Source organism: Legionella rubrilucens, assembly GCF_001468125.1.
GTDB lineage: Bacteria > Pseudomonadota > Gammaproteobacteria > Legionellales > Legionellaceae > Legionella_C > Legionella_C rubrilucens.
Window position 1 is genome coordinate 1 of sequence record NZ_LNYT01000005.1, and the last position, 15,559, is coordinate 15,559.

The following is a 15,559-nucleotide window of genomic DNA, read 5'->3' on the forward strand; positions in this document are numbered from 1 at the left end:
TCTCGAACTCAGAAGTGAAACAGACTCGCGCCGATGATAGTGTGAGGTTTCCTCATGTGAAAGTAGGTCATCGCCAGGGCTTTATTCTAAAGCGGCTCAGTAGAACACTGGGCCGTTTTTTTTGCTTAAATTTTTGCTGGAATGGGGGAAACACTGGGCTTTACCTCACCCCAGCCTGTCCTGCCCGCGCAGGCAACTGTCCATTGGCGTGGCGGGTGTTCAACTCAAAAATGACAACTCTTGCCCGCCATTCCGGGCATCACCATCCGGGATTTGAATAGTTGCCCGCCTGCGCGGGCAAGACAAGGTAGTACCTGACAACCTCCTGAAAACCCATCCTGTACCGGCAGGTTCCTTCTGTCCATCCGTTAATCCAATTCCCCACCGCGATGGAAAGACAACAGAATAAAGGCCACCCACTCAGCCTTTACCTCACCCCATCCTGTCTTGCCCGCGCAGGCGGGCAACCATCCGTCCTGTGAATCCAATGCTTGCCGTCTTAGGATATAGCCCGTTTACGGCTAATGCCATCATGATGGTCGCGTTGCTAACTTCAATTCATTTCTTAGTCAATCTGAATCTGCGTATCTCCCCACTACAGGAGTAAGCTCTCCCGAAAACAGGGGTATCCTCATCCTGATTTAAGCCTTACCAGCCTATTGGACTTTTACCTAAAACGATGTCTGGGAAAGGACGCAACTCAGGTAATAACTTCGGCTTTGAGTATTTTTTAACTCGTAAATGAGTTTCATTTACGATAGAATGGAGAACCCTATTTTGGGAAGCAGGGTAATATGTTAGTAAGTCGTATACATGAATTTCTCATCCTATTTTCTAATAAAGAGCAACCAATACATCCAGGCGATGCTGCTCTCATTGATGAAATGGGGCTGAAATATGCCAGTTTATCACCCGATTCTGCTCTCAAGGAGCAAGACTTCAATGCACTCTTGGGCTATTACGCCAAACGATGGGAGGGTATTGTTGATGGTGATGCGGATTATACATTTAATGCGTCGGGTGTTAATCAGCCTTGGGTTGATCTTGCCCAGGATTTAGGCCGAGAACTGAAAAAGAGTTATCTCGAAGTCTTAATGCCTGTGACCAGATTCGATCCGGACAGCTTTTCTAAAATTTCATCCCACTCACCCAGTTCACTTTTTTTAGGTGACGATGATAAAACCTGGCATAGCGTTGAAGCCCTGATCAAACAGTTGAAATTAACAGGGATGCTGGCAATCCATGATATCCCCAAAGACATCAGTCCCCGAATTTTATCAATAAAAGAAATGTATCGTTTGCAAAGTAAAACGGGCGAAGGGTTATCTTTTAATTTGGGTAATAAGCAATACGAGAGCTTTTGGGATTATTTACTTAACGAAATTGCACCTGGCTGGAAAAAGTCAGAAGACTATTCCCCTCAATTACTTATGAGCTTGTTGGATGTACTCAACGCCGTAGAGAATAAAAATCCTAAAGAACTTCGCTTTGCTTTGCTCAACTTACAAGCTGAAATTAATAATTGCACCTTGAAACAGGCCAGCAATTTTTATGGACTTAAGTTCATTTATCAGAATAAATCCATCTACCTCTTCGAAATTCTGATCGCTTGCTGGAAAAACGACGCAGACATTGAAGACAAGCTTGTACCCGTGGCGCAGTGGCTGTCGGTTAAAAATCCTGCCTTTATCTCCACAAGTCCTGCGTTTAGCACAGGTTATGAGGCAATAAACGCCGGTCCGTTTTTTACTATCTCCAATCTGGAGGAACTGCTTAATCAACTGGACTGCCGACCTTACGCTCATCTGAATGCCCCTTTACAGAAAATCAGGGACATGTTGAAAAAAAAATCAACCATTGATAAGGAGGTTTCGGAAGAGATCGCAGCGCTTTTCAAGTCGCGATGGAATAGTATTATTGATACGTCTAACGATTACCTGCGTTTAACATCAGACGTGAATAAAGGCTGGATTACGCTGGCCCAGAGGCTGGCGGGAGCTGGGCTTATCAACCGTAATTATTATCGCATCCTCATCCCCAGCCTGTCCCATGACACCGATCCGATTACAGCGGTTTCGTTAATGGCTTATCCCCTGACGTCATTTATCCTGTCGAATGATGGGACTCAATTGATATTGTTGACTAATTGTGTCTATCACCATAAAACCCACGGCACCTTTTACAATTGTAATCCGCAGGTCCCTGTACCCCTTACGCTGAAAGAAGAACAACGTCTGAAATTTACTAAATTTTATGATGATTATCTGCGGGCTGAGGAAGGCAAATCGATCCCTGCCATTCAAAAAAGCACCGTGGAGGCGTTGACTAAACTGGTTAATGGGGCTTTGCACCCGATCGGTTTAATTTATGGTAAGGAATATACCCTTAAAGAATCGGTCGAGGCTGAAATAGCCTATGGTGAATTCAACGAGTTTGTGAGAACACTGCCAGAGGATGAGCGCGAGCGCTTGTATCAGCAAAAAATCACCTGGCGTCAGGATCGCTACACAGTGGCTCAAATTATGTTTGATATTCAAAAAGGTAAAAGTCATGAGGATACGAGTCGTGAATGTGTTGCGGTGTATACGAAACATTTAGCGAAACTGGTCTGTGATTACAATCCGCAGGCTGAGTTAAAAAAATTCAGTGAATTAAAGGACATGCAGGCTTTTTCCGCGCGACGGGTTTATCGAAGTTATGATGGCATTGATGAGGAAGAGGCTACGCGTCGCGTTCTGATTATTATGGTTTCGTTGATGACCCATAAATTTAATTGTGCTTTAGCCGGAGGGTATAATTTATCTTTATGGGATTCCAGTAATTCAGTCACTAAAACGGGCAGTGAACTGTTTGCTGCCGCCGAAGAAGCACTCAAAAATGGTACCAATAACATGCGTTTTGTTTATGCTTCTATCATGGAGAATATCATTATCCCTGCTCTGCAGGATGAAAGGGTGAGGACTGTCATATTGCGTTCTACCGATACCCATGAATGGCTGCAGAGTGTTAAGAATGGCTCTTTGTTTGATAGCAATCGAACTGCTTTTGATCCGAAAATTCTGGTTGTAGTGTTATCGGAGCTGGCAACTCAAAAGCCGGAATTAAGAAAAAGCATGGAAAATTTTATTGAGGAAGCACTCCATACCTTGGCCCAGAATCAAAACAACTACCAGATCTGGATCAGGGTGAATATCAAATTGGTCGACCTGTTAACTAAATTGGGAACACAGAAAGAAGATGTTTTAAGAAAGTTACGCGGTTATAAACTGGAGTCACCCCACCTGTTTTATGAAAAGGTGTTCGACTTTTTACTCTATCGCTGCGTTTATCAGAAATTTAAAAACCAGCATGGCGGGTTTTTTACCCCGGATGTTGATCATGGTGTTCAATCCATCAAAAATAAACTGGGTGAGGTGAAATTTAACAATTTAGCGGATTTGTCATTCACCGGCGTATTGAAGAAATTCAGCGAGGTCATCAACTCCAACGTCGAAACGTCGCAACACAGGTCGTTTTTAAACGAGTACATCGAGAAAACATTAGGTTTGGAAATTTCAGAAAAACCAGCTCACTCGCTTGTATTGTATTCCTCCTAGTAGGAGGCAGGCAAACGCTGATTGATGAGTTTCATCAAGCTCTCATAACGGCGATGAAAGCGGTTGTCCTGGCTGCTTGCAGCCACGATTGCACACCCTGGGGCGTCCACGTGATTGCAGTTTCTGAATTTACAGGAGGCGGCGAGTTCCCGGAATTCTCTGAAACCGTAAACGATATCAATCACCGGCATTTGCCACAGACTGAATTCCCTCACGCCCGGCGAATCAATTAAATCCCCCCCATGCGGCAAGTGATAAAGGCGTGAGTTGCTGGTGGTATGGCAACCTAATTCGGAGATTAAGGAAATCTCGGCGGTTTGAATGTTGTCCTCCTCCGGTAAAATTTGGGATATGATTGACGATTTGCCGACGCCGGATTGACCCACAAAAACACTGGTTTCATTAGCCAGTAACGACTCAAGGCATTCATAGCCAAGGTTTTGTTCGCGGCTGATAAATAAAACAGGATAATCCAGGGGGGCATAGGTTGCCAGGAATTGTTCTTTTAAGGTATCGCAGGGCAAGTCCACTTTATTAAGAAGAATACAGACTTTCAATTTCAGGTGCTCCGCCATCACGAGGTAGCTGTCAAGCAGCGGCCAGTTTAATTCCGGCTTCACTGCTGCAACCACCATCAATTGCGTTATATTGGCGGCTACTGCACGCAGCGTACCCCGTTTGTCGGGGCGTTCGAGAACGGTTTTGCGAGGATAGCAGCTCACAACAACGCCTTGATCAGTCCCCTGGGTCTGCCAGATCACCCGATCGCCTGCAACGAGCGACTCGATATTAGGTCGAATGGAGCAATGCACACGCCGCCCATCCGGGGCTTCGACTTCGGCATGGCGGCTATATCGCGTTAAAACGAGACCTTCTTCACTGTTTGACAAGTCATTGGTGACATCAACACGGTAGCTGGCCTGTATTTTCTGGATGCGGGCGCTTTGTTGTTTATTGATTCGTCTTTTACTCATAATCAATGAAGTCTATAATGGCTGAAACTGCAGTATGATGGCAAATTGAAATGAAAGACAGTCTTGCGTCAATGTATTCCTGCTTTTACATGAGCAATTGAGCACGTGTCATTGCTCTGTTGATATGCCAAATTTTTGCCTTATTGACTTTTTATTGGTAAATTTCCATAAAGCAAGTGTATGAAAATAATCGCCCGTTTTCAAAAAAAACGACAGTCGTTAAGAAAAGGTAGAGTATGAAAGTATATCTGGTGGGCGGCGCTGTTCGTGATCGACTGCTTGGTTACCCGGTCAAAGAACAGGATTGGGTGGTTGTTGGCGGTACGCCTGAACAATTATTACAGCAAGGCTATCAACGGGTCGGCAAGGATTTCCCGGTTTTTCTGCATCCTGAGACGCGGGAAGAATATGCGTTGGCACGCACGGAACGGAAAAAAGGGCCGGGGTATTATGGTTTTGATTGCCACTACGACGTCAACGTGACATTGGAAGAGGACTTATTGCGGCGCGATTTGACTATCAATGCCATGGCCATGGACGAACAGGGACGACTGATTGATCCTTACCAGGGGGTAAAGGATTTACAGGATAAATGGTTAAGGCATGTGTCACCGGCGTTTGCGGAAGATCCGGTGCGTGTATTACGCGTGGCGCGGTTTGCCGCACGGTATGCTCATTTAGGCTTTCGGGTAGCCGATGAAACCCGCCTGATGATGTACAGGATGGTTAACAATGGCGAGTTGCATCACCTGGTCGCTGAGCGGGTCTGGCAGGAGCTGGAGAGGGCCTTGTCGGAAAAAAATCCGGACGTGTTTATCATGACCTTACGATCCTGTGGCGCCCTGTCAGTGGTATTACCCGAAATTCAGGCTTTATTTGGTGTGCCCAACACACGCCGTTACCATCCCGAAGTCGACAGCGGCATCCATACGTTAATGGTTTTACAGGCGGCTGTTGAATTAACCGATGACACCACGGCTCGTTTTGCCGCTTTGGTGCATGATTTGGGTAAAGCGTTAACACCGATGCGCAAATGGCCAAAACATCACGGTCATGAAGAAAGCGGTGTGAATGTGATAGAATCCTTATGCCGCCGTCTGCGTGTTCCGGCTGAATACCGTAAACTGGCTGTGCTGGTTTCGCGTTTTCATTTACTGATCCATCGGGTGGACGAGCTGCGGCCTCAGACCATTGTTAACGTGCTGGAGCGAACGGATGCCTTTCGCCGGCCGCAGCAGTTTGAAAAATTATTAACTGTTTGCGAAGCAGATTCACTGGGGAAGGGAAAAAATCGCTACGGACAAAGCGCTTTTTGGCGCGCTATGTACGCGGTCTGCAACCAGATTTCTGCACAGGCTTTGCTTAACGAAGGCTATCAGGGCGCTGCCATCAAGAATGAGTTGAGCAAGCGTCGTGCGGCAGCCATTAAATCGAATCTTGATTCGTGGGAAAATTATGAAAAACAACAATAACTTAATCTGGCTGGATTTGGAAATGACGGGGCTTGAACCCGAACGCGACCGAATTATCGAAATCGCAACCATCGTGACCGATTCCAATCTTACTATTCTGGCCGAGGGTCCGGTCATCGCTGTTCATCAAAGCGAGGCGGTGCTGTCAGGGATGGATGACTGGAATACCCGGCAACACAACCAGTCCGGACTGGTGAAACGGGTTCAGGAGTCAACCGTCAATGAAGCCCAGGCGGAACAAATGACCCTTGATTTTTTAAAGCAGTACCTGGACAAAGGCAAATCACCCATGTGCGGCAACAGCATTTGCCAGGACAGGCGTTTCCTTTACAACTACATGCCGGAACTCGCAGCCTTTTTCCATTATCGCAACCTGGATGTCAGTACACTCAAAGAACTGGTAAAACGCTGGCGGCCGCAATTAATGAATGGCGTCATTAAAGAATCCAAACACCTTGCCCTGGATGACATCAAGGATTCCATCGCTGAATTGGTTTATTATCGCGAACATTTTATTAATAGGGGGGAAAGTACATCATGATTGAACGTGAACAACTGGTTCTTCCCAACGGCGCAGACAAATTGCTGCTGCATTCCTGCTGTGCACCTTGCTCCGGGGAAGTCATGGAGGCTTTGCTTTTTTCAGGCATCGATTTTTCCATCTTTTTTTATAACCCGAATATTCATCCCGTGCAGGAATATGAAATTCGTAAACAGGAAAATATCGCCTTTGCCAAAAAACATAATATTCCTTTTATTGATGCGGATTATGACAAAGACAACTGGTTTGCTCGCGTAAAAGGGCTTGAGTGGGAGCCTGAGCGAGGTAAACGCTGTACGGCCTGTTTTGACATGCGTTTTGAACGCACGGCACTGTATGCGCATGAACACGGCTTTCCCGTCATCAGCAGCTCACTGGGTATTTCGCGCTGGAAGGACATGAATCAGATCAATGACGCCGGCACCCGCGCAGCAAGCCGGTATCCCCACATCGAATACTGGACTTACAATTGGCGTAAAAACGGCGGCGCGGCGCGCATGTATGAAATTGCCAAGCGCGAAAATTTTTACAAGCAGGAATACTGCGGTTGCGTTTATTCGTTGCGTGATACGAACAATTGGCGTAAACAAAACGAGCGCGATCGGATTAAAATTGGTATTAATTATTACAGCAATGAACTGGATTCATCGGATTCCAGTTCAGTCGAGCAATAGGACGGCGAATGGGGCATCATCACCATCATCATTCCGGAGAAGGCCATGCTCATGAGCATCATCATGGGCCCGCTGAATTTAATCGAGCCTTCCTGATTTCCATCATCGCCAATGGCGTGTTTGTGATCATTCAGGTTTTGTATGCTTATTGGGCTAATTCAACCAGCCTGCTGGCGGATGCCATTCACAATCTGGGGGATGTGCTCAGTTTGATTCTGGCCTGGATAGCCAATGGGCTGCTCAAACGACTACCGACAGAACACACGACTTACGGCATGAAAAAAACCTCCATTCTCGCTGCCTTGGCCAACGGGGTCTTGCTGGTGTTTTCCTGTGGTATTATTGCTACGGAAGCCATGTATAAACTGTTCTCTCCTTCCGCAATCGAAGCCCTGTCAGTCATGATGGTGGCGGGTCTTGGTATTGTCGTTAATGGGACGACAGCGGCCTTGTTCATTCGTGGCAGTGATGATTTGAATATTCGCGGTGCCTACCTGCATTTGTTTTATGATGCGCTGATTTCTGTCGGGGTTGTGATTTCGGCTGCCTTGATGTACTGGACCCAGTGGTTGTGGATTGACCCCCTGGTGGGCTTATTGATTGCCTTTATCATCCTCAAAGGAACCTGGACGCTGTTTACTGACAGCTTTCGTCTGATCATTGATGCGGTTCCGCGCGGTATTTCCTGGACTGCGGTGCAGCAATTGCTGCAGGCGGAAAGAGGGGTGGAGCAGGTGCATGATTTGCATATTTGGGCATTAAGCACCAAGGAAAATGCCTTGTCGGTGCACTTATGGATGCCCGAGCAGGAATTAAGCGATGATGCCCGTTTGCGGTTGGTCAGGCAGCTTAAGGAAGAGCATAATATTCACCATTCGACCATTCAGGTAGAAAAAAGCCTGGCTTATTGTGATGACGCCTGTGCGGGGACTAACAATCCCTGTTCCAGTTAACCATTCAGCAGCGCTTTTCGTTTTTGCCAATCAGGAAGGAACTGGTTCATGAAGCCGTGGAAGCGATGATTATGGCTTGCTTCCAGCAAATGCACCAGTTCATGCACCACCACGTATTCAACACAAGCCAGGGGTTTTTCAGCCAGCATCAAACTGAACCACACGCGTGCGGTGCGGGTGTTGCAACTGCCCCAGCGGGTTTTCATTTTTTTAATGCCAATGGCATGGGCTTTAACCCCGATTATTTTTTCCCAGCGAGGGATAAGTTCATTCAATTGCTGCCTGAGTTGTTCACGATACCACCGCTGGACAAGCGAGGCTTTGTCGTCGTAAGACGCTTCGGCTGCGATATTCAAACACAAGAATGGCTCATTAAGTGAGCAAAAAGGGCGTTTCGAGGTCGGCTTGATCGTTAAGATGCAAGGATGGCCAAAGAGATAATGAATTTCCCCGTCATTGTAGTGTCGCTGGGTGGATGGCATCCGGGATAAAAAGCGTTGACGGCTTTGCTCAATCCAATCCTGTTTAGCGATAATAAATTGTTCAATGGTCTTTTGATTCATGCGCAACGGCGCACTGACCCGAATGCGCCCATCAGGAGGGTAGACACGCAGGTGTAAATTTTTTATGGGTTTGCGGACCAATTCACAACGCAGGCCGCGAATTTCAAAAACGGAATGAACCACTTGCTGAAACAGTCAGGTAAATAAAAAAGTAGATTACCACCAATCCCCAAAAAAAGCCGCTTGATTTTGGTATGTTTCTACGCAAACAGACTTGTATTTTATAAAGTCCGGTTTACCATAGACTATTACATGACTTTATTGTGAGGATCACATGAAGATTGAGTTAAAAGCCAATATCCCCCTTGACGAGCAAATTAAAACTTTTTTTATGAATCCGACTCAAGGGGAAAAGAAAGAAGAGGATGCTCGTGACAAGACACTGGATTTGGCTGGCTCGAAACTTGGAAAAAGGAAAATTTCAGAATTAATTGCCATGGTGGAAGCCATCAAGCAGTACGCGCCTGGCATTGAAACCGTCGATTTATCGCACAATGGCCTGGGTTTTCTGAAGGCGGAGCTGGCCCTGTTGATTGCGGCCTTTAAAGATTCCAGCATTAAAAAATTAATTTTATGCGTTAACAATTTAGGCGCAAACAAGGCCGAGGATTTACTGGTCATCGCCAATTCCTTAGCCAAAAGCGGGCTGTTAATGTTTGATCTTGCCAATAATTCGCTGCAAAAACTGGATTTACATACGCTTGAGCAATTCTTGAAACAACTCAATACGCCCAAGCTTGAAAGCGTGAGATTGGATGATTCGAGCCTGTCTGGGTTAACCGGTGCAGACAAAGTCGCCGAGATTCTTTTTGAAGCGCTGGGTCAGAAAGTGAAATTTGAGGCTGACGAACAAAAAGAATTAAGTTTTATGGGAAGGGTAAAGCAACGCTACGAAGCGCTGGTGAAAGGGGAGTATCCCAATCACAATCCCTATTCCTTTTACCAGAATCAATCAAAAAAGGGTGATAACAGCTCACCTGTCGGCCAAAGTAACCGCTTTGTATAAGCCTGCACCCCGAAAATGGGGTGTTATGGAATGGCGAAAAGAAAGGAGAATCAAGTGGATAAATCAGCCCTCATTATACGCAATGTGTCTGCACTGACGGACTCGGAAGTTGCGTCGATCATTGCCTTATGCCAGTTTAAAAAACCGCTGGTCATTAACGACGCCTCGCCCGCGAAATTGAAAGAATTTCAGACCAAGCTGAATAACAATGAAGCCATTCCTGCCAGTCTGATGCGTGAAACCAGTGTCAGGGATTTTATTTACGCCGCCACCCGGCAAAATACGGGGGATCATTTGATTCTGCATCTGGATCACAACAAGGAGGATGCTGAAGCCTACATTTTAGGTAAACTGGAAGACTATGAGCAAAATCGCCACGTCAGCGTGTTTTATCTGGGCGGCGGTCACGGCGGCGGATTTAATGGCCAGGTGGATGAAGAGACAAGCGGACTTAAGAAAAAAACCGTCCAGGCGATTATTGCCAAACTGGAAGACAAAGGCATGAATACGGGGGCTGCCATTTTTGGTTCCTGTTACAGTGCTGCCTTTACCAATGAGTTTCGGGATTTTTTGTTAGATGACGGCATCATGCTCGCCGATTCCGTGGAGTGCGGCCATAACGGATTTGATAACCTGGTTCGCTGGCGGCAGCATGCGGACAATATTCCGTTTTTCAGCGTCGAAGAAATTCAGGCGTTTAAGGTCAAGCCCAGCGACATGCGCACCAAATTTAACGAGTTGGTGGGCATGCATGACGCACTGGCTAAACAGCACCTGGTGGAAGCCTACGCACACCATTCCCAGCAAAATCCGGCCAACCTGACTTATCAGGGTGTGAAATTAGTCCTGGATCAAAACAGCCAGTTGGCAGATACGGTAAAAAATCTGCGCACCGATCTGCTGGATCAACAGATTCTCGCCTGCAGCACCGAATTGCAGGCGTTGGGGCCTAATCCTGTTCTGGCAGATGTGCAGAATGCGCTTGGTCACTACCCCTGGGTCAACGCCTACGTGCAGCAGGCCACCGAAGCCTGTGCTTATCGTGATAAGACCGATGACTTCGTCGCCGCATTGACAAAAGAAATTAATCTGTATGAGACGCAACATAATCCGGGTGCTGACGATGATATTTCAGGTGCGTTATTGACTCATTTGCAAACCAAATTTCCCAGCGCACCCGCGAAAAATTTTTTTAAAATATTTGATGATTACGCTAAAAACATAGTCTTAAGTGAAAAATTAGGGGAGTTTAAAGAGGCGGCCAATGGTTTTAAAAACTACTTAGACACCCAGTACAACCCAGACTACGGTGCTCATGTTCCGGTCCATGCTTCAGAGGGCGACCTCTACAAACAAGTCGTCGTGTCCATGCAAAAGGAAACCGTGACCAGCAAAGTACTAAGCAGCAATGACGACTCGCAATTGATGGAGCTCGATCCCACGACTGGAAAACCGCTGCACACCTGCGATGATGCCTTCGACCGGGTGAAAAAAGTCATCAATATCATCGGTAAGAATCAAAACATCAACCTGGTGGTTGAGCACTCCGTCGACACCTTTAACCAGTCCAGTGTCATGAGTGAGTTCAATGAAAGTTTTGCTGCCGCCATGCTGGAATCCGCACGTCTACTTAAAGCGGCGCGTGAAGCCCAGGTCATTGTGGTGAAGCCTTTGCCGATAGACAATGGCGCGGTTGACCATTTGCATTCCCTGAAAGATCAGCTGGGAAAAATAAAAGACGATGCCAATGCCGTTGTGGAGCAGCACGGCAACGGTGACGACGAACATCCCAACGTTTAATGCGGATAGAATCCTGATCAGGCAGGGAGTGCCTCTGCCAGGTTCTTCTTAAAAAAATCCAATATGTATAATTGTTGGCTTATATGGTATTATTTGGTCATTTCGGCATTGACCTGTGGTTTAATGCGGTGCAGTGGATTAACCTGAAACGAGCGGATGAATAGATTGTTTTTTAAAAAAACCTTATTAATGATAGGCTTACTGTTGTGTCTGACGACCACAATCACTCAGGCCCAGCGTGCGGTGGCGATTACTATCGATGATCTTCCTTTTGTTGGTGAAAGCAAAAATTTCCACCTCAATAAAATCATTGAAACATTAACGGCGAATGGTGTGCCTGCGACAGGGTTTGTTATTGCCAGTGAAGTCACCGAAGGCAACATGCCCATGCTTAAGAAGTTTCGAGATTCGGGATTTGGCGTCGGTAATCACACGTTGACCCATGCCAATCTCAATCGCATGGACACCCAAGCCTACATCGACGAGATCAAACAGGCCGATAACATTTTAAAGCCGGTGTTAACCCGCCCTAAATATTTCCGCTTTCCTTATCTGGTGGTGGGACAGGGTGAGAAAAAAGAGCGTGTGATGAATTACCTCGCTGAAAAACATTACCATGTGGCCCCAATCACCATCGACAGCCGTGATTTTGTTTTTAACCAATTGCTGATGTCGGTTCCTGAAAAAGAGCGCCGCTTTTTTATGGGCGTGCTCAAACCCTGTTATATCGATTTCATCTGGGAACAGACGCTCAAAGCGGAAGAACACAACCGGGTTATCCATAAACCGGATCAACCCCAGATTTTATTGATCCACGCTAACCTGCTGAATGCATACGCCCTGCCGGATATTATTAACCTTTATCGTCAGAATGGATATCACTTTGTGAGCCTCGATGAAGCGCTTTATCCTGAGTCTGCCGGTAAAACCGGTTCCATTAAACGCCGGCTTAGGCAATTTTACGATACTCAAATAGAAGAATTTATGGCTTGGGATTGATTATCCCCTGATAAGTACGTGTATGCCAGACGATCAAAAAATGTCGACTTATTGGCTGTCCTTTTGTCAATGGCGAGGGCAGGATGCTGCCATGAAAGAACAACACCTGCTGAAATCGGCCCTCTTGCTGATTGATTACCTTAAGGAGAAAGGGGTAGAGCCGTCGATAATTGATGCTCATTTAAACGAAGCACCTTTCGGTTTATTCAAGGCGCTCGATCAATTCAATGGCCGTTCTTTCGGCACCTTGTTATTCGCAAAATTACGTTTAAGCGATTACCTGCAAACACTGAAAGACACCACGAGCGCAGAAAGCCTGTGTCTAAAACCTCTTGAAGCCATTATCACCGGGCTTTATGTCGAGCCGCGAGAGAACCCGAAACAAGGGATTTTCGAGCTGATTGCTCATTTAAACCGATGGTTAACACTGAAGCCTGAATCCTACCAGGACAGGGATGAAGCAAGAAAATTATGCCTGGTCTTTTATCTCTTACTGAAACTGCTAACCGCGACCGTATCCAACCTGAGTGCCCTGAACAGAACACTGGCTTCGCGTTTTATTCCATTACAAAACGTAGCCAATGACGCATTTAAATTATTGAAAGCTGTCAATGAACAATGGCAGCAATTGGCCCCGCAGGGCGATCAGAAATCGCCTGTGCCGGAAGAGGCACTCCTGCAACAGCAATCTTGCTGGCTCGTGGCTTTCCGACAAAGATACCAGTCTATTGCTCATCAAAAGAAGACGCATCAGGGCAAACTGGCTCAATTGCATGGCGTCATTAGCGAGGATTGCACAACCTTGCAGACCCTTGAGCGTCTCCAACTCGAAAAGCAGCGTATGAAAGCGGTGATGGTGCAGTTACACGCTCTGGAATACGCCTTAGCGAATTCAAAATTAACCCTGGCCGCTATTCTTTCCAATTATTCCAGTGCCTTTCAAATGGTGCTGGACCACTCGTCTGTTCAAGTCAAAAAAGAATTGCTGTCGCCCGATGAAGCCAGGCAAAGCCCCAGGCTCTTGATGCCAGGCCTGCTGCTTTCCACTGCCAACTGGTTTTTTAAACCGGTAGCCGATCCTCGAAAGATTAAATTACAACAGGCATTGCCGCTTGTGGCGTTGTCATTCGCTCAAACGATTAAAACGCTGGATGACGCCATCGTCCACCAGATTAGCAAGATTTTTCCTGACAACGTGGGTTATCAAGGCCTGTTACTTCGCCTGGGAACGGACGGACTCACCGAGCTGATTGGCTACAATCAGCAATTACAGGCACTCTGCCTGCTGGCCCAACGTGTCATGCAACTTCATTCATACCTGAATAAACTCCACCTGCCGCCTCAAAGTCAATTATTCATCACTCAGGAAATGCCTGGAAAAGAGAAGCAGGAAGAAGCCGTCATCCAATTGCTGAACTTTTTTACTGAGGGTGCAGACAGAGAAGCCATGGTGCCGCTTAAAAACAACTTAAAGGCTTTGTTCACTCGTCTCGAAATCGGTGTTGAGTTAGTCACCAAAGGCTTCTGCACCATCACGGCGTGCAACGACTCAGGGATGCTGTCGTCTCCTTGAGGCAATAAGCGGACGACTCATTGCCAGGACTATAATTTAAATACAGCCCTTGCAGCTCAGACATGATGGATAAAAAAAGGTATTACAGGGCAGCGATCCGCTGGTTGCCTCAAGGCAGGGAAAATCCGCCTCTGATACAATATTTGCTTCTGGATGCCGATCTTGATTATTTAATTTTTCCAAAACAAATCAAGGTCAGCAATATTCAACCAACCCTTGTGGCTATTCTGGATGAGATGCAGACCCTTGCTTCGGCAAAACACCCTCTGAAAGTGCATTTCAAATCCATTAACGTCCATTATGGCGGCCATCGGCGGGATTCGGCACGGTTCCATTCGCTCATTAGGAGGCTGTTAAAACGTCGAGGTTTACTTACCCCGGATTCACGTATGGCTTATTTACTTAAAAAAGACGAATTGAAGCGATTCAAGCAGGCCCTTTATTGGCTGGATATCGACACAAGGACACGAGGCTGCGCTTTTATTGCCCATTTATGGGCTATTGCTTTGAAAGCCACTCGCTCCCGGGTTGAACTGGCCATTCGACAAATCTGGAAAGCGCGTTATGGAATCCAGCGCATGTCCAAACATGATAAGGAGCGCTTTGCCGAATTTTATGCCCACTTGCGATGACGCCCGTTACTTTGCCTACTATTTGGATAAAAAGCAGCAATAAGTATAAAATACCCGAGTTGTTGTTACTTTTATGTTAAGGATGTTTATGCTTTCCTGGTTAAAACGCGGAAAAGGTGCCAATCCCTCATCAGCTGCCCAGCAGCCTTTTGTGTCTCAAGGCGACATGCTGCACGCCTTGAATAAAGACGACGAGAATGGACTGTGCGGTCCTTTAACGAACATGGTGGCTGAAGAGCATCTTCGTGGGGCAAAAAAAACCACTTTATTTTCACAAAGTAATGAAACGGTTTACTACAAAGCAGTTGAGGTAGAAAGTCATCAGGAGGACATTCGCAAAATCGATCGAAGTAATGGTAAGCATTCGGCCTTTATCGATACTGAAACGCCGTTTCAAGTCGACCAAATTCCGGCGGCCAACCTTAATAGTCTGACGCTTAATGATTTGGGCGAGCATAATCTGATTACCTTTCCCGTTGAAGGCGAAGCGAAAGGGAGCGATCCTTATCATCAAATTTATTTTAAACGCCAACAGAAGGATTGTGTTAAATTTGATGCAGAACAACGGCATGGAGAAAAAAAAGGAAATTGTCAGGAATTGTTTGACGCATTCAAGAAAAGCGTGAGTACTGGGTCTGATCCGTCACGCCCGCCAAAACAGGTCATTGTCGCCCGGAATGTCGGATTTTTCCCGGCAGTGAATGAATCCCTCCTTAAGCCTGTTGAGTCTGTCAAACCTCTTTTACAAGTATAAAAAAAGCGAGGCAGTTCTTTAA

General features: G+C 46.4%; 13 protein-coding genes and 1 rRNA gene. 12 read left to right on the plus strand and 2 right to left on the minus strand.

Features of this window, described 5'->3' with window-relative positions; genetic code table 11:
• Window positions 1-79 (plus strand): 5S ribosomal RNA (rrf, locus tag Lrub_RS15295); the annotation flags it as partial.
• 715 nt (window positions 80-794) lie between these two features.
• Window positions 795-3,596, plus strand: a complete 2,802-nt coding sequence (locus Lrub_RS01850) for a hypothetical protein (protein WP_058530507.1) — start codon at window positions 795-797, stop codon at window positions 3,594-3,596.
• Here Lrub_RS01850 and rsgA read toward each other — a convergent pair.
• Entirely contained in the window at window positions 3,593-4,570 is a 978-nt protein-coding gene (gene rsgA / locus Lrub_RS01855) for a ribosome small subunit-dependent GTPase A (RefSeq protein WP_058530508.1), read from the minus strand. The two genes, Lrub_RS01850 and rsgA, sit on opposite strands and share 4 nt — an antisense overlap.
• 236 nt (window positions 4,571-4,806) lie before the next feature.
• Between rsgA and Lrub_RS01860 the strand changes: the two genes are divergently transcribed.
• The 4 genes from Lrub_RS01860 to Lrub_RS01875 are packed head-to-tail and all read left to right on the plus strand — an operon-like array spanning window position 4,807 to window position 8,210.
• Window positions 4,807-6,042: a multifunctional CCA addition/repair protein gene (locus Lrub_RS01860; protein ID WP_058530509.1), complete on the plus strand. Its 1,236-nt coding sequence runs from the start codon at window positions 4,807-4,809 to the stop codon at window positions 6,040-6,042.
• Window positions 6,026-6,583 carry an oligoribonuclease gene (gene orn / locus Lrub_RS01865; RefSeq protein WP_058530510.1) on the plus strand — a complete coding sequence of 186 codons (558 nt, stop codon included), beginning with the start codon at window positions 6,026-6,028 and terminating at the stop codon, window positions 6,581-6,583. Before Lrub_RS01860 ends, orn begins: the two co-directional genes overlap by 17 nt.
• Window positions 6,580-7,257, plus strand: coding sequence for an epoxyqueuosine reductase QueH (locus Lrub_RS01870; protein WP_058530511.1), 678 nt, complete (start codon window positions 6,580-6,582; stop codon window positions 7,255-7,257). The genes orn and Lrub_RS01870 overlap by 4 nt, the downstream gene beginning before the upstream one ends.
• 8 nt (window positions 7,258-7,265) lie before the next feature.
• Window positions 7,266-8,210: a cation diffusion facilitator family transporter gene (locus Lrub_RS01875; RefSeq protein WP_058530512.1), complete on the plus strand. Its 945-nt coding sequence runs from the start codon at window positions 7,266-7,268 to the stop codon at window positions 8,208-8,210.
• Here Lrub_RS01875 and Lrub_RS01880 read toward each other — a convergent pair.
• Window positions 8,207-8,896 carry a M48 family metallopeptidase gene (locus Lrub_RS01880; protein ID WP_058530513.1) on the minus strand — a complete coding sequence of 230 codons (690 nt, stop codon included), beginning with the start codon at window positions 8,894-8,896 and terminating at the stop codon, window positions 8,207-8,209. The genes Lrub_RS01875 and Lrub_RS01880 overlap by 4 nt on opposite strands.
• Before the next feature lie 151 nt (window positions 8,897-9,047).
• On the opposite strand from Lrub_RS01880, the gene Lrub_RS01885 reads away from it, so the two are divergent.
• The 6 genes from Lrub_RS01885 (at window position 9,048) to Lrub_RS01910 (ending at window position 15,537) form a co-directional block, all read left to right on the plus strand.
• Complete coding sequence (locus Lrub_RS01885) at window positions 9,048-9,779, plus strand: leucine-rich repeat domain-containing protein (protein ID WP_058530514.1); 732 nt, start codon at window positions 9,048-9,050, stop codon at window positions 9,777-9,779.
• Window positions 9,780-9,833: 54 nt separating this feature from the next.
• Window positions 9,834-11,579 (plus strand): hypothetical protein, encoded by a 1,746-nt coding sequence (locus Lrub_RS01890; protein WP_058530515.1) that lies wholly within the window; start codon window positions 9,834-9,836, stop codon window positions 11,577-11,579.
• A 189-nt stretch (window positions 11,580-11,768) separates the two neighbouring features.
• Complete coding sequence (locus Lrub_RS01895; protein ID WP_237760733.1) at window positions 11,769-12,578, plus strand: polysaccharide deacetylase family protein; 810 nt, start codon at window positions 11,769-11,771, stop codon at window positions 12,576-12,578.
• 22 nt (window positions 12,579-12,600) lie between these two features.
• A complete protein-coding gene (locus tag Lrub_RS01900; RefSeq protein ID WP_133134163.1) occupies window positions 12,601-14,151 on the plus strand; it encodes a hypothetical protein in 1,551 nt (516 codons plus the stop codon).
• 62 nt (window positions 14,152-14,213) lie between these two features.
• Window positions 14,214-14,783 carry a hypothetical protein gene (locus tag Lrub_RS01905; protein ID WP_237760729.1) on the plus strand — a complete coding sequence of 190 codons (570 nt, stop codon included), beginning with the start codon at window positions 14,214-14,216 and terminating at the stop codon, window positions 14,781-14,783.
• Window positions 14,784-14,871: 88 nt separating this feature from the next.
• Window positions 14,872-15,537, plus strand: coding sequence for a hypothetical protein (locus Lrub_RS01910; RefSeq protein ID WP_058530517.1), 666 nt, complete (start codon window positions 14,872-14,874; stop codon window positions 15,535-15,537).
• The last annotated feature ends 22 nt before the right edge of the window (window positions 15,538-15,559 follow it).

Coding starts and splice junctions, on each gene's coding strand:
- rsgA (WP_058530508.1), bottom strand. CDS start 4,570: ATGAGTAAAAGACGAATCAATAAACAACAAAGCGCCCGCATCCAGAAA.
- Lrub_RS01860 (WP_058530509.1), top strand. CDS start 4,807: ATGAAAGTATATCTGGTGGGCGGCGCTGTTCGTGATCGACTGCTTGGT.
- orn (WP_058530510.1), top strand. CDS start 6,026: ATGAAAAACAACAATAACTTAATCTGGCTGGATTTGGAAATGACGGGG.
- Lrub_RS01870 (WP_058530511.1), top strand. CDS start 6,580: ATGATTGAACGTGAACAACTGGTTCTTCCCAACGGCGCAGACAAATTG.
- Lrub_RS01905 (WP_237760729.1), top strand. CDS start 14,214: ATGATGGATAAAAAAAGGTATTACAGGGCAGCGATCCGCTGGTTGCCT.
- Lrub_RS01885 (WP_058530514.1), top strand. CDS start 9,048: ATGAAGATTGAGTTAAAAGCCAATATCCCCCTTGACGAGCAAATTAAA.
- Lrub_RS01875 (WP_058530512.1), top strand. CDS start 7,266: ATGGGGCATCATCACCATCATCATTCCGGAGAAGGCCATGCTCATGAG.
- Lrub_RS01850 (WP_058530507.1), top strand. CDS start 795: ATGTTAGTAAGTCGTATACATGAATTTCTCATCCTATTTTCTAATAAA.
- Lrub_RS01910 (WP_058530517.1), top strand. CDS start 14,872: ATGCTTTCCTGGTTAAAACGCGGAAAAGGTGCCAATCCCTCATCAGCT.
- Lrub_RS01895 (WP_237760733.1), top strand. CDS start 11,769: ATGATAGGCTTACTGTTGTGTCTGACGACCACAATCACTCAGGCCCAG.
- Lrub_RS01900 (WP_133134163.1), top strand. CDS start 12,601: ATGCCAGACGATCAAAAAATGTCGACTTATTGGCTGTCCTTTTGTCAA.